Origin of the sequence: Larkinella fluvii, from assembly GCF_051857545.1 — a bacterium.
Lineage (GTDB): Bacteria > Bacteroidota > Bacteroidia > Cytophagales > Spirosomataceae > Larkinella.
In genome coordinates, this window is sequence record NZ_JBPZHB010000001.1 from 992,192 (window position 1) to 1,013,045 (window position 20,854).

Genomic DNA, 20,854 nt, shown 5'->3' on the forward strand with positions numbered 1-20,854 from the left:
GAATAAACCGTGGGACAGACACCAGCATGGCGACTGCCAGAGAGAGAAAAAAGCCTATTTTAAGGTGGAAATCGCGCACAGGAAACAAACTGGATAGGGGTTTAGGCCATCAGGATCATACCCAATTTCCAAATAAAGGTAAGAAATGCTACGCGTTTGCCGGATTCTGATCGGGCGTTTTTGCGTACCCGTGAAATCGGGGATCCCTTGTACATTGTCTCCGCATATTTTGGCACTTTTTTTGTATTAATTTGAATTTCTCGGGCAAATGTCAGCACCGGCTTTGGCGAAGGCATGGCAGAATCCACCGGACTTTGCTTTTCGGGCATTTTGCAAACTTTCAGGGACGCACTAACCAACAACGGCTTTACCAAATCATGATTCAGTTACCAGTTGAAGACGCGTTAAACGAATTCCTGAGAACCTTCACCGACTTCGGGTTTATCCAGGGGAGCCACCTTGTCTACTGGAACGAACGGTTTGCCACCGCCGATCCCGGCCGGTTCATCCCGGTTGTTGAAGCCGTGGTTCGCTACGCCATTGACCAGGGCGAGGCTGTTCCTTTTGATCGGTTTGTGCTTTTCTTAAACAAAGGCAATTTCGATTTGTATTTCCGCACCGTCAAAGCCTACACCGTCTGGTTTTACGACACACTCATGGGGATGCTGAACGCTTCTGCTAATCTGGCCAACTCGCTCGAACAGTAAGCCGATCACCCGATTTATAGGACATTTCCCAAAAGTAGCAGGGATTGACTCATCTGGGACAGGTTTTTTTTGCCCGGAAGCGGACCTTTGGTTTATCCAAAACGGACAACCAAATTAAACTTCTCACGCCATGAAAACGCTCACTAAATCCCTGATCATAGCTTTCCTGTTCACGAGCCTGACGGTTTCTTTCGCAGTAACCAATGCCAGCCAACCGAAACCCACCGGAAAAGTGCAATCGTATCAAAGCAGTCTCTACACCGATACCGAGGGTAAAATCCGCGTCGCGGTCGATAAACTGGTCGGCGGTATCGTTGAAGTCCGGCTGGTCAACAGCACCGGAAAGGAGTTTTTCGTTCAGCGCGTCGGACGGCGGCAACGAATAGCACGCATCAAGATGGATATCGATGCGTTACCCGATGGAGCCTATCAGGTGGTCGTTACCGACGGGTTTGATACCAAGGTCAACAACCTGGTGCTTGCTACCCAACAGCCTGCTGTGACGGGTCGGTTGATCGCACTCAACTAATGTACGTTGCAGGATTTAAGCCGTGCGTGTGTCAAGTTGGAATTCGCTAACTTGACACACTTTTCGGGTTTTCTGCGGACGTGGTTGCTACAAAATGGATCATCCCTACGGGACGAATGGTGCAACCCGGCAGATGGTTTCTCCGGCCCGGTTGTTTTTCCATTAAACTACTCCCTTGAGCATGTCATTCCAGTTACTCATAAAGCATTTTGAAGCCTACTTACCCCTGACTGAAAGAGAAGTGCAGCTTTTTGAAGGCCGGGTTTCGCAACGGCAAATCAAACGTCGGCAAGCCATCCTTCAGGAAGGGTTTCCGTGTCAACACTATTCGTTTGTCCTGGACGGTTGCTTTCGCATGTTTGCGGTCGATCGCAAAGGTGTCGACCATACGATCCAATTCGCGGCTGAAACGAATTGGATTGCCGATATTGGCAGCTTTCATTCGGGGAAACCCAGCGGTCTTTTTATTGAAGCGATTGAGCCATCTCGCATTCTCCAAATCGAGAAACAGGATCTCTATTTTCTCTATACCAACATTCCTAAACTAGACCGCATTTTCAAAGTCATTATTGAGAACAAGTATGTGGAACTGCAAACCCGCGTCCTGCAAACGATCAGCTCCACCGCCCAGGAACGTTACCTCACCTTTCTGGAACAATACCCCGCCCTGGCCTTGCGGCTCCCCAATACACAAATTGCCTCTTATCTGGGCATTACTCCGGAGTTTCTGAGTAAAATCCGAAAAGACCTCGCTACCGCCCAACGCCATTCTTAAACTTTCTTAAGCCTATTTCTTAAGAAACCTTATTGGTACATTCACGGGATTCGCCGGAATTTTGCAGGGTCAGTTAAACCCGATCAGGCTGTTCAATCTTCCAGCCGTGCGGACGATCAGGCTTCCCTGGCCCGAATCTGAGATAGGGAGATGATACTCTTTAACTAAATAAAAAGCATGAAAGCGGCCGTTGTGTATCAACCTGGTGGACCTGATGTGCTACGCATTGAGGAGCGTCCGATCCCCACGCTCCGTGAAGAGCATGTATTGGTTCGGGTAAAAGCCTTTGGCCTGAACCGCTCGGAGCTGATGACCCGGAAAGGCTTATCGCCCCATGTCCGGTTTCCCCGGGTGCTGGGCATTGAGTGTGTTGGTCAGGTGGAAGTTGACCCGTCCGGAGCGTACCCAAAAGGGCAACAGGTTTTGGCCCTGATGGGTGGAATGGGTCGGGATTTCGATGGGAGTTACGCCGAGTACACGCTGCTTCCCAAAGCACTGCTGCATCCGTTTGAAAGCACCCTTCCCTGGGAAATCCTGGGGGCCATACCGGAAATGTTCCAAACGGCCTATGGTTCGCTCTATCCTGCCCTGGCCATCGAAACGGGTGAAACGCTGCTCATTCGCGGGGGGAGTTCATCCGTCGGCATGCTGGCAACTCAATTGGCCAGTCTGGCGGGCTTGAAGGTGCTGGCCACAACCCGCAACCCGCAGAAAGAAAGTGCCTTACGGGCCAATGGCGCTACGCATGTACTGATCGATGAAGGGCGTCTTAGCGAATCCGTACGGTCTATTTTTCCGGAGGGTATCGATAAAGTGCTGGAACTGGTGGGGACATCGACCCTGCATGACTCGTTGCAGTGTCTTAAGCCCGGCGGCTTGGGCTGCATGAGTGGTATGCTGGCTGAAAACTGGACAATTCCCGAATTTGCGCCCATGGAATTTATTCCCGCTACGGTTCGGCTCACTACCTACGACAGTGGTCAGATCACGAGTTCGACGCCCGTTTTTCAGGATTTCATTCGCCGGGTCGAAGCCGGTCACGTGACGCTGGCCATCAGCCGTACCTTTACGCTCGATCAAATCGTGACCGCCCATCAATTCATGGACCGTAATCAGGGAACCGGTAAATTGGTGGTTCTGCCGTAACGAATTTTATTTTCTTCCGATCACCTAACTCCAATGGTATGAGACGTAGCTTATTTGCCCTGGTAAGCGGCTGGCTATTGAGTAGCCTGAGCGTACAGGCGCAGGTCATCAAACTGGATCAAGCCAACCTGATGCCCAATCAGGTGACAATGTCGGTCGGTTCCATCCTGGGGAAGCAGGCCCTGCGGGTTGTCAAAGACTCGACCGTGAAGGCTGTGGACGAACCTACCTTTGTCAGAATAAAGGACTTACCGTTCACCAACGGCACGATTGAAGTAAAGGTATTGAGCCGTCTGTTGAACAATGCACCGGAACTGGCCCGGGGCTTTATCGGCCTTGCGTTCCGAATCAACGAAACCAATTCCCGGTACGAAAGCATCTATATCCGTCCCACCAACGGCCGGTCCGACGATCAGGTCAGGCGCAACCACGCCATTCAATATTATTCGTATCCTGATTACAAGTTTGATCGCTTGCGGAAAGAAGCCCCGGAACGGTATGAATCGTATGCCGACATGGCGCTGAATGAGTGGATTGCCCTGAAAATTGTTGTCCAGGGTCAAGAAGCGGAATTGTATTTGAACGATGCGAAGCAACCCGCTTTGATCGTAAAGGATCTAAAACACGGCGCTGGTGTATCTGGTGGTATCGGCCTGTGGGTTGATGTGGGTACTGAAGGCTATTTCACCGATTTGAAGATTACTAACTAGCCCTACTTTTTTCGACAATGTATTTTTCATTCGCCTTTCGTTATTTTTGTTAACACGCAAATGAATATTCAGGATGCTATGCGTAAAATGGCGTTTATTGTGCTTAGCTTGATCCAATGAACATGGCTTAAAAGCAAAGGAAATAGCTTTGGTCAGATCAAAATTCTGTTAGTTATATTTTAGCCGCTTTACTTATGAGCAATAATTTATACGCCCTGCTCACGGTAGTTGTTTTATTCACCGTCGTAATCCAAGCCTGTTCTAAAGACGATCGCAGTACGGCCATTGGTCCTACAGTCAGTACACCTATTCAGCCCGGTTCAACCAGCACTCCAATCAGTAACACAATTACTAATGATACAGCTGCGCTTGGCCAGGCACTGTTTTGGGACCCAATTCTGTCAGGCGGTAAAGACGTCGCCTGTGCCACCTGCCATCACCCCAACAATGCCTATACTGATGGATTGGACCTGTCACTGGGTCCCAATGCCGTGGGCTATGGACAAAACCGCCGGTTTGTGCGGCCCAATGACGTGCTCCTGACGAAGCGAAACTCGCAAACCATACTCAATACGGCCTTTAATGGTATGGATGTTAACGGAAAGTATGAGCCGTTGACTGCGCCGATGTTTTGGGATTCGCGTATTCAAAGTCTGGAGAATCAGGTGATCAGCCCGATCATTGGCTTTGAGGAAATGCGCGGTCATGCCTTTGGTGAAGCCGTAACATTAGACAGCCTGGTGGCGCGTTTGTCAACGATTGCGGAGTACCGACAACGGTTTCAGACCGTCTTCGGGACCAGCAAAGCCATTACTGCGGCAAACATCAGCATAGCCATTGCGGCTTTCGAACGTACCTTAATTGCGATGAATTCACCCTTCGACCGCTACCAAAAAGGGGATAAAGCGGCCCTTACTGAACAACAAATTCAGGGAATGCAGCTCTTCAAGGACGAAGGCTGTCCTCTTTGCCATTCAGGACCGATGTTTTCCGACTACCAACTGCACGTGATGTCGGTGCCTGATAATACCCAACTGGCCAGTTCTGACACGGGTGCTGGGGGAACCTATGCCTTCCGGACTCCCTCGTTGCGAAACGTAGGAATGACAGCTCCGTATATGCACAATGGGGTTTTTCAGACTCTGCAACAGGTGCTAAAGTTTTATGACGATATCGGCGAGCCAATTTCGCAAAATCCGCATGTGCCAGTGCAGCAATTGGATGTAAAAATACAGCGAGTTGCCTTGCGCGACTTCGAGCAGGAGCAACTTATTTCATTTCTAAAATCCCTGACAGATCCTAGTTTTAATAAGACTATCCCGGTTCATGTTCCCAGTGGTCTCAATCCGGGTGGGAACATCCGGTAGCCAATATAGGCCACCTTTGCAGATGACTGCCGTTATCCACCGCCGGGCGGCCCCGTTGAATGCGTCCAAGCACTGTTAAATGTAACGTTTTTAGCCGATTCATCCCGCAACGACATCCTCCCACTTTAACGACTGTCCGACGTGGATTGCCAGGCACTGACGACTTATAGTTAATACACGGATTTACTTGATTATTCTGTATTTCTTTCGGTAAAGAAAAAGGGTTAATCAGTTGATTTTGAGGCTTTACGCTCGAAAACTGATTAACCCTTATTTGAAAACTGAGCCTCCTACGGGACTCGAACCTGCGACCTACGCATTACGAATGCGTCGCTCTACCAACTGAGCTAAGGAGGCAAAAACGATTTTTTACCGTTTTTGTGGGTGCAAATATAGCGGGTTCTTCACAAACCATGCAAGCAAACGCGGCAAAAATGCGTAAATTTGCCGGTATGATTTCTCTTACAAACCTGTCTTATTATCTCGGAAGCCGGGCGCTCTACGAAAATGCGTCGATGCACATCAAGCCCGGTCAGAAAATTGGTCTCATTGGCCTCAACGGAACCGGAAAATCGACTCTGCTGCGGTTGATCATGGGTGAATACCAACTCGACGGCGGAAGTATCTCCAAAGCGGGCGATGTAACCATCGGATTTTTGAACCAGGATTTGCTTTCCTACCAAACCGATGACTCGATTCTGTCGGTGGCCATGCAGGCTTTTGAACGCCAGAACCACCTGCAAAAACGGATCGACGGACTGCTACACGAGATGGAAGTCAACTACCGCGACGAACTGATCGACAAACTGGCGCGGGCGCAGGACGAATTTGCGGCCCTGGACGGCTACACGATCCAGTCGAAAGCCGAAGAAATCCTGGAAGGGCTGGGCTTCTCGACCAACGATCTGGACAAACCGCTGCGGCTGTTTTCCGGGGGCTGGCGGATGCGCGTGATGCTGGCAAAACTGCTGCTGCAAAAACCGTCGCTGCTCATGCTCGATGAACCGACCAACCACCTGGACTTACCTTCCATTGTCTGGGTTGAAAAATACATTCTGAACTACGAAGGCGCGGTTATCGTGGTTTCCCACGACCGTGAATTTCTTGATAATGTGGTGGATAGCATTGTGGAAGTCTCAGGTGCCAAGCTGAATTTCTACGCGGGGAATTATTCGTTCTACATTGAAGAAAAGGCGCTCCGCAACGAAATTCAACAGGGGGCCTACGAAAATCAGCAGGCTAAAATCCGGCAAACCGAGCGGTTTATCGAGCGGTTTAAGGCGAAAGCTACCAAAGCCAAGCAGGCCCAGAGCCGGGTGAAAATGCTCGAAAAAATGGATCGGGTCGATGCGGTGATCGATGAAAATGCCCGCGTCAACTTCCGGTTTAACTTTTCGACGCAACCCGGTCGGCACATTCTGCACCTCGATGAGGTAACGAAAAATTACGACGAGAAAAAAATCCTGACGCACACCACCGCCCGACTCGAACGGGGTGATCACGTGGCCCTGATCGGTGCCAATGGGCGAGGGAAATCGACGTTGCTGCGGATTATTGCGGGAACTGAACCGACCACGAAGGGCGAACGGCGGCTGGGTCATAATGTCTCGTTCAGCTTCTACGCCCAGCACCAGTTGGAGTCGCTGAACGTGGAAGATAACATGCTGGAGGAACTGAAATCGGCCAATCCAACCAAATCTGAATCGGAATTACGGACGGTTTTGGGCTGTTTCCTGTTCTCGGGCGACGATGTTTTCAAGAAAATCAAGGTGCTGTCCGGGGGCGAAAAATCGCGGGTGGCGCTGGCGAAAGTGCTGCTGTCGCAGGCCAACTTCCTGCTGTTGGATGAACCGACAAACCACCTCGACATGCAGTCGGTGAATATTCTGATTCAGGCGCTGGACCAGTACGAAGGTACGTTTGTGGTGGTTTCCCACGACCGGTATTTCGTCTCGCAGATTGCCAACAAAATCTGGTACATCGAAGACGAGCAGATCAAGGAATACCCCGGCACCTACGACGAATACGAATGGTGGATGGAAGAACGGAAGTCGAATCCGGTCGAGACGCCCGCCAGTTCTCCGCAACCGGCTGCGAATTCGAATGGTAAACTGGCCGAAACCGGCAAACCGGCCGATAAGAATGGGCAAAACCGGTCTAACGGTTCTGCCAACGGCAAGAGTATCGCCAATGACGAAGAGCGCAAGGAATGGCAGCGGGCGTTGAAAAAAGCGACGCAGCAGGCCGAAGATTTTGAGCAGCAGATTGCCCGGCTGGAAAAACAGAAAAAGCAACTGGAAACCGAAATGGCCGAGCCGAAAGTGGTGGCCGACGGAAAGCTTTTTCAGTCGAAAACCGCTGACTACAAACGGGTTGGTACGCAACTCGATTCGTTTCAGGCGCAGTGGGAGGATGTGATGCTGGAAGCGGAAAAATTGGAAAAGAAGCTGGGGTAGGCTCGATACCGCCCAGCTTCTTTTGTACTGTACTTGCACTGACTTAACGAAATCCAATGAGCACGTTACTGGAAATACGGGAGCAAGTGGTAAAGTTCTTACTGGAACGGCATTCTCAGGAGAAAGAAGCTGGAAGGGAGTTTTATTTTACAGTTGAAGTTGTTCAAGATACTTCTATACTTTATGAAGAATTAATAGGAAAAGAGTTCATTAAATTATCATTTTATGGTAATTGGGGCGAGTCTCCAATTACCTACTTGATAATAGACGAGAAAGAACGAATTTTCTTGATAGCTCAGTTCAATAATGCATCTGATGAAACAGAAAATTCTGTGTCGCGGAGGCTTGCATTACATTTGTCTGACCAAGTTAGTACCTATCCTGAACTTCATCTGATAGATGGGCATATTATAGGTTATTCTTTTGAATTTAGTTTTGAAATTGTTAATTCAACATATTTTAAGGAAAAATTAGATTATTTCCTTGACACAATAAGGCCTGAAATTAATATTTTTGTTTACCCCCTTAAAATAGATACAAAATATAGTTATTACTTCTTAAACCGCCAGCAGTTTGAAGACTACTTGAAAACAGAACCGTTCTATTCTCCACAAGTAATTATCATTAAAAAAAATCTTGCTATAAAATCCTTACGGGTTCAAAATTTCAAAGGAATCAAACAATTGGTAATTGATGATTTACCTGCTTCAATGCGATGGATCATCTTGACGGGCGAAAACGGTTTTGGAAAAACGTCAGTTTTGCAAGCGATTGCCGCTGGATTGTATGGTAACAAGGATGAAAGTGGGGCCGAATTAGTGACCGATAGTTCGTTTATCGGCGTTGAGTACTATGCAAATGACACAGTAGTAGAAACCAATTCGCGTACTCCACGTCTGGATGCTGCTCCCCTTAAGTTGACCAACGAATTGGCTACTTATGGCTCGTCACGTTTGCAGGTTAGCGCATCTGTAACGAAAGAAATGATTGAACAACAGGCTCCTACAACTTATCACTTATTCAATTCAGATGGGCTTCTTCTTAATGTTGAACAATACTTGAAAGATAGTTATTATACCGACAAACCTGCTTTCGATCAGGCCGTTAGTCTATTTAAAGAACTACTTCCTGCATTGTTGAATATAGATATTGTAGTAAAAAATAAAATACCAGAGGTTCGATATTTTGAAAAGGATGAAGAAGGGAAATCGTTAACGGCTGGTTTGTTATTCAGTCAATTAGCATCCGGTTTTAAGAACATCATCGCCATGATTGGCGACTTAATTTATCGGTTGTCTATAAAGCAAAATGTAGATAACTTTAGTGAGTTGGAAGGAATTGTTATCATTGACGAGCTGGAATTACACCTTCATCCAACCTACCAGAAATTATTACCTGAAGTTCTTTCGAAACACTTCCCCCGGATTCAGTTCATTGCTTCTACACATAGCCCAATTCCTTTGCTCGGCGTACCAAAAGATACGGTTTTGTTGCACGTTACCCGAAACGATGACAAAGGCATTGAAGTAGATCGGCTGGATGTGGACTTTTCCGTTTTGACACCGAATGCGATTCTGTCGTCCCCAATTTTCGGGTTTAAGGACCTAATTCCGGATAGCAAAGAACCGGATCGGATGATCCATTCCGAAACTACGTATGATGAAGTGACCGAGAACCGGGAGTTACGGAGTCAAATCAACCAGTTCCTTTCGCCGGAAAACCAGCAGGAATTACTGAAGCTTATTAAAGAGAAATAGAATGCGTCTGGTGCGGAAAAATCTGGATGACAAACCAGCCATTCTTACGGATCAACGTACGCTGGACTTGCTGGAAAAGCTGAGCCGGGAAGCCGATCCGCTGCAAATTTCAGAAAGTTATTATCAAGACGTTTACAAAGACGCAGATGGCAGAATCCAATCACGGGTTCGGGATAAACTCAATGAGTACTATTTTCAAAAGTGCGCTTATTGTGAAACGTATTGTAAGGCTGAAATTGAACATTACCGACCGAAGAAAGCTGTAAAAGGTGAAGTGAATGGCTATTACTGGTTGTGTTATGAATGGTCGAACCTGGTTCCTTCGTGCCATGACTGCAATACGGCAGGTGGAAAAGGCAACCAATTTCCCGTATCGGGAATACGGGTTTCAAAACCGTCTTTTGGAACAGACGGAAAATTAAACAAGGCTAAATCTCTCGCTCATTCTGACGAATTAAGTGGCGAAAAACCATACCTGTTGCACCCGGAAATTGATGAACCACTTGAATTTCTGGGAGTAATTATAGACCCGAGCGGTGAAGGATTACGATTAACAGGCATTGATGGAGTCCATCAACGAGGAGAACAAACGATTCGAATATGCAATCTGAACCGAAAAGATCTGAAATTAAAACGGTTACAGATCGTAGACGATTTCATCAATAGCATCAACGCGATGTTTGCGCTTTTAGTGGAAAATGTTTTGTCTCCTGAAAAGTTACGGGATGCCTTACAGATTTGCTTTCGTCAAATGGATGCGAACAAAGTCAACTCTACTTTTGAACATACTTTGCTACGTCGGTTTGTGATGCTGAACGCGGTCAATTTCAATACCGTAATTTTGCCCCGACTGGAATCAGGACAACGCGTTATTGTTCAGGAAGCTTTTAATGAATATTACTTATCTCGTCCTGCCATCGATCAGGTCGAATAAAATCAGAAAAAATGCTGGTGTAAGACACTTCATTTTGTAAGAAAGCTCCAACTCAAAGAAGGCCTGAATTGGAGGGCGTTTTGACCGATTCCGGAACCGGGATGAGTTGCCGAACCGATTGCCGGATGTTCTTGCAGATCGTTTCGGCGGGCAAATCGTTCGCATCTGTCCCAAACGGGTCTTCAATTTCTTCGGCAATGACCTCCAGACTGGCCAGAACGTAGAAGATGAACACGACAAACGGGACGACGAAGTAATGCAGGCTGAAAACGTAGCCCAACGGGAGCGTGATGCAATAAATGAAGATGAATTTTTTTAGAAACGAGCTGTAGGAAAACGGAATCGGTGTTTTGTTGATCCGTTCGCAGGAGCCACAGATGTCCATCAGACTTTGTAATTCGCCATTCAAAAACAGCAAATGTTCCGGTAAAAAGACGCCCTTTCGCTGAAGTTCATAGACTTTGCGGGTAAGAGCCGCCGAAATTTGGGAAGGAATGTGCTCGTGCCGGTTCAGTGCAGATAAGGGAAACAGCGAACATTCCGTAAATTCTTTTTCGACAAAATGCGCCCGCAGGTGGTTTTTCATCGCGTAGGCAAAGTTGGGGATCATCACGCGAAAAAAGTCCCGCTCATCGGTGGCCGCCTGATCCAATAGGGGTTCCAGTTTCAGGGCCAGATTGCGGCTGTTGTTGGTGAGCGCCCCCCACATCCGGCGCCCTTCCCACCAGCGGTCATAGGCGGTGTTGGTCCTGAAAACCAGCAACATCGAAATAACAAAGCCCAGAAGTGAGTGCATCACCGAAATGTGCCTCAAATCCGAATTGTCTTTCATATTAAAGACGTAGAGGAGAATGAAGGCCACCAAAAAAGAATAGAGCGTCATCAGGCCTAAAAAGGGCATCAGCTTGCGGACGGTGTCGGCTTTGGGGAAATTAATCAGAAACCGGACCCACTCTTTTGTATCGTAATTGACCATCTTCGCCTGAGTTACATCTTGCTGAGTTCAAAAATACATCCTGAAATGTTTTTTATACTGCCTTTCCCTAAAATTTCGTTCCTACCTATACCGATTTATCTATTCTAAATGCTTTCATTTTTCCGACTTTTCCTGCTCCTACATTGCATCACGCTGGTTCAGGCTTCCGCCCAAAATCTGCCGACCGACGATCGGATTGTCGATCCAGCCATCAAAACCGTGCTGCTGTATCCGGTACTCGGCAACGATCCAACCGATCCGGCGCAAACGCTCAATCCACCCATCATCGATCAATCCGTCGAGACGCAGCTCATGCTGGAATTTGACGATCTGACGGCTACCTTTCGCCCGTTTCGCGCCAAATTCGTGCATTGCAACGCCGACTGGCAACGGTCGATTCTGAATGACATCGAGTTTACGTACGAATACAACGACTATCCCATTCAGGATTATCAGATTTCGCAGAACACCAAAATACCGTATTACCACTACCGGTTTCCGGTGCCGAAGGTCAAATTGCCGGGGAATTACGTGTTGGTGGTCTATAACGAGCGGAATCCGAACCAGATTTTTTTCAGCCGCCGGTTCAGTACCTACCTCAACCGCGTGGGCGTGTCCGCCACAGCACAGTTTGCCAACGATCCGCAGTTTCGCTTTACCGACCAGCAGATCAATTTCGAAATCAGTTACCGGGGCTATCCGCTCATTTCGCCCCAGGACGACCTGAAAATTGTCATTCGCCAGAATTTTCGTGACGACCGTGTGATCACGGGCCTGCGGCCGACCAACGTCCGGGCGTTCGACAACCTGCTGGAATACCGGCTTTTCGATCTGAAAAACACGTTTCCGGGTGGGAACGAGTACCGGTATTTCGACACCCGAACGGTTTTGTCGCGTGGCAATTACATCGAACGGATCGATCGCCGGGAAGACCGCAACACGGTTTTTGTGAACGCCGACGGCATTCGAAGTGTGGGCGCGTATGTTCAAACCGACGATTTTAACGGACAATACGTGATCGATCACCTCGAAACCCGCATTGGAGCCACGCAGGCCGACTACATCACGACGGTTTTTACGCTGCGCATGGATGAGGTTCCGAATGCCGAATTGTTCGTGAACAGTGCGTTCAATTTCTGGCATTTAGACGATCTCAACCGGATGAGCTACGTGCCGGATTTACGCGCCTACCGGGCCGATATTCAACTGAAGCAAGGTGTTTATAACTATAATTATTCCGTGAAAGGCATTCCTCCGCCCGTGTCGCGCTCCGGGATGAACCTCACGGGCAACGAAACCCTGATCGAGGGGAATTACTCGGACACGGAAAACGACTACGAAATTCTGGTCTACCACCGCCCCCCGGCGTCGCGGGCCGATCAGTTGGTGGGCTATCGACGGATTGGCTACAACAAGCGGAAGTAGCAGCAGGCATCAAGCGGAGATTGTATAGGAGAAGAGCGGGATTTGGCCCGCTCTTCTCCTTCGTTAGGCACTGTGCAGAAATTCCATCACATCGCCGTCGGCCACGACGTATTCCTTGCCTTCGACCGACAGTTTGCCCGCTTCCCGGACGGCCGCCTGTGATTTGTACTGAACAAAGTCCGGAATCTTGATGACCTGCGCGCGGATGAAGTGTTTTTCAAAATCCGAGTGAATCACGCCAGCCGCCTGCGGGGCTTTCCAGCCGCGCTGAATCGTCCAGGCGCGAACCTCCTTCACACCCGCCGTAAAATAAGTAATTAAATTTAGTAAGCGGTACGACGCTTTGATGAGCAGATCCAGACCGGACTCCTGCAAACCGTATTCTTCCAGGAACATCTGGCGTTCGTCGGGTTCTTCAATTTCGGCAATCTGGGCCTCGATGGCAGCACACACGATGACCACTTCCGCGCCCTCGGCTTTCGCCATTTCTTTCAGTTGATCGGAATACTGGTTGCCGCCCGGCAGCGATTTTTCGTCGACGTTCGCGACATAAATTACCGGTTTGACGGTCAGCAGTTGGAGTTCGCCCACGGCGGCAAATCGTTCTTCGGGCGTCACATCCACGGCGCGGGCGTTCTGTCCGGCTTCCAGTGCTTTTTTGTAGCGAATCAGAATTTCCAGTTCGGCTTTGGCTTTGGCGTCGCTACCGGCGCGAACGGCTTTTTCAGTGCGTTGCAGTTTCCGGTCGATCGACTCCAGGTCTTTCAGTTGAAGCTCGATGTCAATGATTTCCTTGTCAAAAATCGGGTTGACGCGCCCTTCGACGTGGACGATGTTATCGTCTTCAAAACACCGGATGACGTGGACGATGGCATCGACTTCCCGGATGTTGGCCAGAAACTTGTTGCCCAGACCCTGCCCCTGGCTCGCGCCTTTGACCAGCCCGGCGATGTCGACAAATTCGATGATGGTTGGCACCACTTTCTGGGGTTTCACCAGGCTTTCCAGCGTGTCCAGCCGTTCGTCAGGCACCGTTACGACGCCGACGTTGGGATCTATGGTACAGAACGGATAGTTGGCAGCTTCGGCCTTTCCGCTCGAAATGGCATTAAACAACGTGGACTTCCCAACATTAGGCAGCCCGACAATACCGCATTGAAGACTCATGTATTTTTAATTTTGAATGAGTGAGTGAGTGAATGAGCGAATGAGTGAATAGTTTGACAAGAATCCGGCAGGTTATTCACTCATTCGCTCATTCACTCATTCACAATTGTCTCGCAAAGTTCGGACATTCAGGGGCGAAAAACAAAAAAGCCTCCGGGGATCAGAGGCTAAGTTGTGGAAGAAGAGATAGAGGGGTTATTCCCATTTCAATTCGCTGCCGCCCACATCTTCCAGTTCGTCTTTCACGGCATACTGGGAGAAGTCGAATTCAGGCATCAAATCGGATTTAATATATTGAATCGTATCGTGCAACGCATCAGAGAACTTGTCGAAATCTTCTTTGTAGAGAAACATTTTGTGTTTCTCATAAATAAAACCGTCGCCCTGCGGATGTCGGCGGCTTTCGGTAATGGTCAGATAATAGTCGTTGGCGCGGGTGGATTTGACGTCAAAGAAGTAGGTACGTTTTCCAGCTCTGACGCGCTTGGAAAAGATTTTTTCTTTCTCTTTTTCTTCCACAATCTCTGGTGGTTTGAGGTGATTTAAACGCTAAAATAAGCGGATTAGTATAACTAGCAAAAATATTGCCTCAAATTAATTTTCATAGCGTACGGCCCAAACTGGACAGGTTTAAGAGAACACTAGAATAAAGAAAGAAAACAGTTTGCTTCTTAAGCAGTTGCTGTTATCTTTGTAATGAGGGAATTGTTAAATTTCTGCTAAAGGTGGGGCGTAAGTGTCTGGCGCTCAACCTTTTTTTGTTTTCCACCAAACCTCAAACTGTATGAGTATAATCGTCACGATCATGCTGCTTTTCGGCGGCATGAAATCAACGGAGGCCCAGTCGGGTCTCATACAGAAAGGAAAGGCTTCTTTCTATTCAAAACGCTTTCATGGGAAAAAAACCAGTTGCGGAGAACGTTATCAGAACGACAAACTGACGGCGGCACACATTTCTCTGCCCATGAACACCATGGTCGAAGTGACCAATTTATCCAATAACCAATCCGTTGTCGTTCGGATTAACGACCGGGGGCCGCACGGCAAAGGCCGCATCATCGATCTGGCCTATGCAGCCGCGAAAACCCTGGGAATCGTTAAAACCGGCATCGCCAATGTGGCCATCCGGGTTGTCGGTCATAACCGGAAAATAACCGAGCCTGCCACCGCCGTGTTGTTTCCGCTTACGAACCGTTTAGAACCGTTGCTTGCCCCCATCGATACCATTTAAGCGCGGGAAACGTTTTCATATCGCGGTTGGATCACTGAATCAAAGCGTAGTTTGCGCCAGGCGCATTTCAGACACAAGGCAAATTTGATGTGCCGGATGCCTAAACTACCCTTCGAATCCTTTTGATGATCCGGCCGCGATCTGTATTTTTACGACTATGGCAACGCAAGTAGATTTACTGAAAGTCCGGGAGTACGGTAATGTGGAGTTTCTGGCCCGCCAAATGGTGGAAGGATTCATTACCGGTTTGCACAAATCGCCCTTCCACGGTTTTTCGGTCGAGTTTGCCGAACACCGGCTCTACAACACCGGCGAAAGCACCCGCTACATCGACTGGAAAGTATTTGCCAAATCGGAACGCCTGTTTGTCAAGCGGTTTGAAGAAGAAACCAACCTGCGCTGTCACCTGCTGCTCGACACCTCGTCGACGATGTATTACCCCGAACCGGGCTATGGGAAAATTACGTTCAGCATTCTGGCCGCTGCCTGCATTGCCTATTTGCTCCAACGCCAGAAAGATGCCGTTAGCCTGACCACCTTCGCCGAAGGAATTGACATTCAGACGCAAACGAAATCGACGCCTTCGCACGTTCATAAAATATTCCAGCAACTCAACACGCTGCTGCAACAACCGCCCCCGCTGCGGAAAACGTCGGCGGCCGAAGTAATTCACCAACTGGCCGAAAAAATCAACAAACGTTCGCTGGTGGTGATTTTCAGCGACATGTTCGAGAATGTTTCGGATGTCGACCACCTGTTTTCAGCCCTGCAACACCTGCGCCACAACCTCCACGAAGTGCTGATTTTTCACGTCATCGATAAGAAAACCGAGGAAGATTTCAGTTTTGACGAGCGGCCCTACGAATTCATCGACCTGGAAACCGGCGAAAAAGTGAAAGTGCAGCCCAACCAGGTGCGCGACAACTATCAAACGGCCATCAAGAATTTTTACCACGAACTCAAACTCCGCTGCGGTCAGTACCGGATCGACTTCATCGAGGCCGATATCGCCAAAGGATTCGACCAGATCCTGACGAGCTATCTGGTGAAACGGACGAAGATGAAGTAATGGTTTTCAGTTTTCGGTATACGGTTTTCGCCGGGCCAGGGTTTCGATGGCTGATGCATTCTTAAAATATCGAATAATGAATACCGAATATTGAATAACGAAGTAGCAATGCGTCAACTACCGTAAACTGAAAACCGTAAACCGTCAATCATTTCCCCTTTACACTCGCCTTGGCATCCTTCATCGGGGCCGGTTTTTTGGTCATTTTCTGCTGTTGGAGGAAATTGAAGTAGCCTTCCAGATCTTCGACGGGTAATCGGCGGGCCAGGATTTTCTTGTCTTTGTCGAGCACATACACCGTCGGGGTGGAATACACGTCGTATTTCGTTTTGTAATCGACGGGCGCACTCGGCCCGTAGACATTCAGCAGACTCTGCAATTTGAATTCCCGGATAAATTTCTTCCAGACCGCTTCGGTTTTGCCGATGGCTACCGCGTAAATCTGCACGCCTTTGGCTTTGTGTTTATCGTAGAATTTCTTCAGCGCGGGGGCCGACTCCCGGCAGTGGCCGCATTCAGGATCGTAGAAAAATGCAATGGTATACTCCGCTTTGACATTGTGCAACGGCTGAAACCGCCCGAGCGTATCCTTCAAACTCACGTTGGGCAGGGTTTTGCCGGCCAGCAGCGGTTTCAAAATCTTCACCCGGTCGCGCATGCTGGTGAGCGTTGACGTATCACTAACGGGCATTACCCCGGTTAACCAGTATTTCTCGGCCATGTGAATGAACAAACCGTCGGTGTTCAGCACCTTCTTTTGCTCTTCATACTGGTTGGTAATGTACCAGATCGTGTATTGCAGAATGTCTTTGTTGGCTTTCGCTTTATTCACCAGGTAATCAGCCGCCGGAATCAGCGAATCGACGGTTTGCACGGTCAGTTCCTTGAGGTAACGATCTATTTTGCTTTGCAGGAAAATAGTCCGTAGCAATCGCTCGTCCGAAAAGTCGAAACCATCGAAATAATGATTTCGATAATAATTGAAAACCCAATTCGAATCCGGGCGTCCGTTCGCCAGCTTCGGCGCTTCCGGAATTTCGGGTTCTTCGGCCGCCCGGAACAGTTTAACCGTCAGCGTATTGGCGTTTTTCGCCATGAAGTCTTTGCGGTAGGCTTCCACTTCTTTTTGACCGGCGGCAATCTGGCTGGCCGATCCCCCGCTTTTTTGCAAAGCACTGATTTCTCCGTACTTTTTGCTCAGGAATTTCTGGTACCCGTAAAAAAGCTCATTTTCGCGGGAACCGGTCACTTTCATGGATTCAATGACGTTTACCGTATCGGCCTCAATCGAAAACCGCTGTTCGCCAATCACCAGTTGGAGAACGGGTTTGGCATCCACCACAATCATATACAACCCGCCGGGAAGCTCTTTCGGCCCGTCGAACACCAGACGTCCTTCAGCGTCGGCGGTGGCGGTGTCGCGGGGCGTAAACTGCGTCTGACCGTAGAAATGCGCCAGATAAGCGGTTTTGTTGGCCAGTCCTTTGATTTTGGCCGTAACCAGGTGACCTTCGGACGATTGCGCCCGCACAAACGGGGCAGAGAGGAGCAGCAGGAACGCCGTAAAACAGAACCGTCGATTCATGAATTGCGTGGTTGGTTGACCAGAGTTTGTCATACAAAGATACTACTTATAACGATTGGGGCGTTGGCCTTCGCATACACGATGTTCTACTTTCTTTCCAAAGTATTCTCCTTTCTGCTCATGCCCCTGGGGCTGTTGACCATCCTTTTACTGGTAGCGTTCCTCACCAAAAATCATGCCCGTCGACGAAAAGCCCTGCTTGCGGCCATTGTGCTGCTGCTGATTACCGGAAATGGGTTTATTTCCAATGAGATCTCGCTCTGGTGGGAGATTCCGCCGGTTACGCTGCCCGCACCGACGCGTCCCCGCATTGGGGTGGTGCTGACGGGGGGGATGATGAAAGTCGATGGGGAGCCACGCAACCGCATTTATCTGGGCGATCAGGCCGACCGGATGGGGCAGGCGTTGCTGTTGTATAAAGCCGGGCAGATACAGAAAATCCTGATTAGCGGAGGCATTGGCGGTATTTTCCGGAGCGACGTTGCCAACGAAGGCCAGCTAACGCGGCAATTTCTGATGCTGGCGGGCGTTCCGGCGCAGGACGTGCTTCTTGAAAACCGGTCCCGCAACACGCATGAGAACGCACTTTTCTCAGCCCCAATACTTCAAAAACGGTTCAACGGGTATGAATACGTGCTGATCACGTCGGCCTGGCACATGCGCCGGGCGATCGGCTGTTTCTCGAAACAGCACATTACCGTAACCCCTTACCCGGCGGCTTTCATCGGCGGACCACGCGAGTTTGCGCCCAACCACCTGTTGCTGCCTTCCGAAAAAGCCCTGTTTAGCTCCTATTGGCTGATCCACGAACTGGTGGGCTACACGGCGTACCGGGTTGCAGGGTATCTCTAAACGCTGAGAATCCGCACCATCCGCAGCAAATCCTCGTTGATCGGTTTGGGCAGTTTGATCGTGTCGATGAAGGGCGTGTAGAGAAGCTGGTTGTTGACAACGCCGGCCATGACGTTCTTCTCCCCGTTTAACAAGCCTTCCAGGGCTCCCAAACCCAGGCGGCTGGCCAGAATGCGGTCGTAGGCCGTTGGAATGCCTCCGCGCTGGATATGGCCCAGGGTCGTCACGCGCATGTCGACGTCGACGCCCACCTGCGAGCGGATTTTTTCGGCTACTTCGGCGGCATTGCCTTCTTCGTCGCCTTCGGCCACAATGATGATGGAGGAGGATTTGGAACGGCTCCAGCCCTGTTTCAGCGTCTCGACTACTTCCGAAATCGGCGTCAGCACTTCCGGCACCATCACCATTTCGGCGCCACCGGCAATGCCCGACTGAATGGCAATGTAGCCCGAGTCGCGTCCCATCACTTCGATGAAGAAAATCCGGTCGTGTGAATCGGCCGTATCGCGAATTTTGTCGATGGCTTCCAGGGCGGTATTAACGGCGGTGTCGAAACCGATGGTATAGTCGGTACCGTACAGATCGTTATCGATGGTGCCCGGTGCGCCAACGGTGGGAATCTGATATTCTTCAAAAAACTTTAAAGCTCCGGTAAACGTCCCGTTTCCGCCGATGGCCACCAGGCCTTCGATACCGTGTTTAACCAGTTGAGCGTGCGCTTTCTGACGGCCTTCGGGGGTCATGAACTCTTTGCTGCGAGCGGATTTGAGGATGGTTCCACCGCGTTGAACAATGTTGCTCACCGAGTGGGACGTCATGGGAAAAATATCGCCGTTGATCATTCCGTTGTACCCCCGACGGATGCCGAAAACTTCGACGCCGTGGTAAACCGCTCCCCTGACAACCGCCCGAATACAGGCATTCATGCCAGGTGCGTCACCGCCGGAAGTAAAAACAGCTAAGCGCTTCATATTAAAAGTCTATTTTAAATTTCCTATGTGCAAAAAAATATTCGTCTGCCTTTTGCTCGCGAACCGCAAATTTATTTTCATTTTTGGACAAACCGACAAATGTGTTCAACGAAAAACGAATTTAATACGGACGTAATGCTGAAAACCGGTGATTGACAGGTGGTTACTCATTTAAAATACTTAACCAATTAATTGATTAACAGGTGATTGTATTTAGCTTGTCGAGTGCTTGCGGTGGCGTTGTAACTTGCGTTTAATAACGGGGTAAACCGCATACGTTATCTTTACGGATGCAATCCCAATGCCGGCGCCGGCCAGCACATCGGCCCAATGGTGCTTTTCGTTGGCCACCCGAAGCACCGCCGTGGCACTCGCCATGGCATAGCCCGCGATGCTGATCCACGGACTCTTGTGTTTATACGCCTGGTGCAGTAATTCCGCCCCCGTGAAGGCCACGGCCGTGTGACCGGACGGAAACGATCGGCGGTCGGAGCCGTCGGGGCGCGTGGAGTTGATCGTGCGTTTAAAGACCTCGGTGACCCCCCCCATGGCCACGTTCGACAAAACCGTCACGGCAATCTCGTCGCCCAGGTTGACCGCCGGTTTCACGCCCGCCAGTTGCAGCGCGACTCGCAGGCCATACGGCCCGAAACGCAGGTAGTCATCCGCCGAACTGACGTGACCCGTCGAACGAAAGGGCTCCCGCGTAGGGTGGCCGAGCCATGCTGCTCCGCCCCCTGCCAGCGTGGCCGGCACAATAAAAGATGTCAGCGGAAACCGTCGTTCGGTGGGAATGGAATCGCCGGCTGTTTGGGCAAAAAGTGGAAGGGAACTAAGCCAGAGGAATAAGGAAATCAGAATTTTATGCGTCATTTCAATGGTAGAGGACTTGTGTCTGATAATTAGGTTGCACTTTTGCTGTCTGTTCCTACAGCGTTTGGATGCTGCTTCATGCAGATGCTAAAAGTTTCCTTTACTGACTTAAACTAACGAACCGAGGAAACGGATGCCTGCTGGTTTGCTGATGGGTTTGATAAGCCCAACGAGTAATTCGGCGGTTATTTAATGTAAGAAACGCTTTGAAGTCCCATCGAAAAGACACGGCGAATGAACTTTGTAGGGTGAAAGCGAAGAAAGATCATTCGTCACCGACGCCTGAGCACAAACTTACTCGAAAAGCGGTAAAAAAGCATTCCT

20 protein-coding genes and 1 tRNA gene are annotated in these 20,854 nt (G+C 49.5%); 13 read left to right on the top strand and 8 right to left on the bottom strand.

The genetic code is table 11. The annotated features are described in order from the left end of the window. Positions 1-101 precede the first annotated feature (101 nt). Entirely contained in the window at positions 102-329 is a 228-nt protein-coding gene (locus tag ACS5NO_RS03910) for a hypothetical protein (RefSeq protein WP_439413928.1), read from the bottom strand. 48 nt (positions 330-377) lie between these two features. Here ACS5NO_RS03910 and ACS5NO_RS03915 point away from each other — a divergent pair, with 48 nt between their 5' ends. The 6 genes from ACS5NO_RS03915 to ACS5NO_RS03940 all read left to right on the top strand — a co-directional run bounded on the left by ACS5NO_RS03915 (position 378) and on the right by ACS5NO_RS03940 (position 5,234). After that, positions 378-707, top strand: a complete 330-nt coding sequence (locus ACS5NO_RS03915; protein ID WP_439413929.1) for a hypothetical protein — start codon at positions 378-380, stop codon at positions 705-707. A gap of 130 nt (positions 708-837) precedes the next feature. Then, positions 838-1,236, top strand: coding sequence for a hypothetical protein (locus ACS5NO_RS03920; protein ID WP_439413930.1), 399 nt, complete (start codon positions 838-840; stop codon positions 1,234-1,236). A gap of 181 nt (positions 1,237-1,417) precedes the next feature. Beyond that, complete coding sequence (locus tag ACS5NO_RS03925; protein WP_439413931.1) at positions 1,418-2,011, top strand: Crp/Fnr family transcriptional regulator; 594 nt, start codon at positions 1,418-1,420, stop codon at positions 2,009-2,011. Positions 2,012-2,188: 177 nt separating this feature from the next. Then, positions 2,189-3,157, top strand: a complete 969-nt coding sequence (locus ACS5NO_RS03930; protein ID WP_439413932.1) for a zinc-binding alcohol dehydrogenase family protein — start codon at positions 2,189-2,191, stop codon at positions 3,155-3,157. A 38-nt stretch (positions 3,158-3,195) separates the two neighbouring features. After that, complete coding sequence (locus ACS5NO_RS03935) at positions 3,196-3,867, top strand: hypothetical protein (protein WP_439413933.1); 672 nt, start codon at positions 3,196-3,198, stop codon at positions 3,865-3,867. A 194-nt stretch (positions 3,868-4,061) separates the two neighbouring features. Further along, positions 4,062-5,234: a cytochrome-c peroxidase gene (locus tag ACS5NO_RS03940; protein WP_439413934.1), complete on the top strand. Its 1,173-nt coding sequence runs from the start codon at positions 4,062-4,064 to the stop codon at positions 5,232-5,234. A 284-nt stretch (positions 5,235-5,518) separates the two neighbouring features. Here ACS5NO_RS03940 and ACS5NO_RS03945 read toward each other — a convergent pair. Further along, positions 5,519-5,591 (bottom strand) — tRNA-Thr (locus tag ACS5NO_RS03945). A 95-nt stretch (positions 5,592-5,686) separates the two neighbouring features. Between ACS5NO_RS03945 and ACS5NO_RS03950 the strand changes: the two genes are divergently transcribed. From ACS5NO_RS03950 to ACS5NO_RS03960, 3 genes are read left to right on the top strand one after another with little or no spacing between them, the layout of a single operon-like run. Then, positions 5,687-7,690, top strand: coding sequence for an ABC-F family ATP-binding cassette domain-containing protein (locus ACS5NO_RS03950; protein ID WP_439413935.1), 2,004 nt, complete (start codon positions 5,687-5,689; stop codon positions 7,688-7,690). A gap of 56 nt (positions 7,691-7,746) precedes the next feature. Then, positions 7,747-9,447 carry an AAA family ATPase gene (locus ACS5NO_RS03955; RefSeq protein ID WP_439413936.1) on the top strand — a complete coding sequence of 567 codons (1,701 nt, stop codon included), beginning with the start codon at positions 7,747-7,749 and terminating at the stop codon, positions 9,445-9,447. Between the two features lies 1 nt (position 9,448). Next, positions 9,449-10,381 carry an HNH endonuclease family protein gene (locus ACS5NO_RS03960; RefSeq protein WP_439413937.1) on the top strand — a complete coding sequence of 311 codons (933 nt, stop codon included), beginning with the start codon at positions 9,449-9,451 and terminating at the stop codon, positions 10,379-10,381. Between the two features lie 52 nt (positions 10,382-10,433). On the opposite strand, the gene ACS5NO_RS03965 is transcribed toward ACS5NO_RS03960, so the two are convergent. Continuing rightward, positions 10,434-11,357 carry a bestrophin family protein gene (locus ACS5NO_RS03965; protein WP_439413938.1) on the bottom strand — a complete coding sequence of 308 codons (924 nt, stop codon included), beginning with the start codon at positions 11,355-11,357 and terminating at the stop codon, positions 10,434-10,436. Positions 11,358-11,465: 108 nt separating this feature from the next. On the opposite strand from ACS5NO_RS03965, the gene ACS5NO_RS03970 reads away from it, so the two are divergent. Then, complete coding sequence (locus tag ACS5NO_RS03970; RefSeq protein ID WP_439413939.1) at positions 11,466-12,782, top strand: type IX secretion system plug protein; 1,317 nt, start codon at positions 11,466-11,468, stop codon at positions 12,780-12,782. 63 nt (positions 12,783-12,845) lie between these two features. On the opposite strand, the gene ychF is transcribed toward ACS5NO_RS03970, so the two are convergent. Both ychF and ACS5NO_RS03980 read right to left on the bottom strand, forming a co-directional pair. Next, the gene (gene ychF, locus ACS5NO_RS03975) at positions 12,846-13,949 is read right to left on the bottom strand and encodes a redox-regulated ATPase YchF (RefSeq protein WP_439413940.1); all 1,104 of its coding nucleotides are present in this window, start codon (positions 13,947-13,949) and stop codon (positions 12,846-12,848) included. Between the two features lie 195 nt (positions 13,950-14,144). Beyond that, positions 14,145-14,468: a DUF3276 family protein gene (locus ACS5NO_RS03980; RefSeq protein WP_114407973.1), complete on the bottom strand. Its 324-nt coding sequence runs from the start codon at positions 14,466-14,468 to the stop codon at positions 14,145-14,147. Positions 14,469-14,733: 265 nt separating this feature from the next. Between ACS5NO_RS03980 and ACS5NO_RS03985 the strand changes: the two genes are divergently transcribed. After that, positions 14,734-15,180: a septal ring lytic transglycosylase RlpA family protein gene (locus ACS5NO_RS03985; protein WP_114407974.1), complete on the top strand. Its 447-nt coding sequence runs from the start codon at positions 14,734-14,736 to the stop codon at positions 15,178-15,180. A 157-nt stretch (positions 15,181-15,337) separates the two neighbouring features. Then, a complete protein-coding gene (locus ACS5NO_RS03990) occupies positions 15,338-16,249 on the top strand; it encodes a DUF58 domain-containing protein (protein ID WP_114407975.1) in 912 nt (303 codons plus the stop codon). Positions 16,250-16,397: 148 nt separating this feature from the next. Here the strand turns inward: ACS5NO_RS03990 and ACS5NO_RS03995 are convergent, their stop codons facing one another. Next, positions 16,398-17,834 carry a redoxin domain-containing protein gene (locus ACS5NO_RS03995; RefSeq protein ID WP_439413941.1) on the bottom strand — a complete coding sequence of 479 codons (1,437 nt, stop codon included), beginning with the start codon at positions 17,832-17,834 and terminating at the stop codon, positions 16,398-16,400. A gap of 81 nt (positions 17,835-17,915) precedes the next feature. Between ACS5NO_RS03995 and ACS5NO_RS04000 the strand changes: the two genes are divergently transcribed. Beyond that, positions 17,916-18,686, top strand: a complete 771-nt coding sequence (locus ACS5NO_RS04000) for a YdcF family protein (RefSeq protein ID WP_439413942.1) — start codon at positions 17,916-17,918, stop codon at positions 18,684-18,686. Here the strand turns inward: ACS5NO_RS04000 and pfkA are convergent. Together pfkA and ACS5NO_RS04010 are read right to left on the bottom strand one after the other, a co-directional pair. Next, positions 18,683-19,657, bottom strand: a complete 975-nt coding sequence (gene pfkA, locus ACS5NO_RS04005) for a 6-phosphofructokinase (RefSeq protein ID WP_138993423.1) — start codon at positions 19,655-19,657, stop codon at positions 18,683-18,685. The two genes, ACS5NO_RS04000 and pfkA, sit on opposite strands and share 4 nt — an antisense overlap. A gap of 213 nt (positions 19,658-19,870) precedes the next feature. After that, on the bottom strand, positions 19,871-20,530 hold the full coding sequence (locus tag ACS5NO_RS04010; RefSeq protein ID WP_439413943.1) for a phosphatase PAP2 family protein: 660 nt from the start codon (positions 20,528-20,530) through the stop codon (positions 19,871-19,873). Positions 20,531-20,854: the final 324 nt, after the last annotated feature.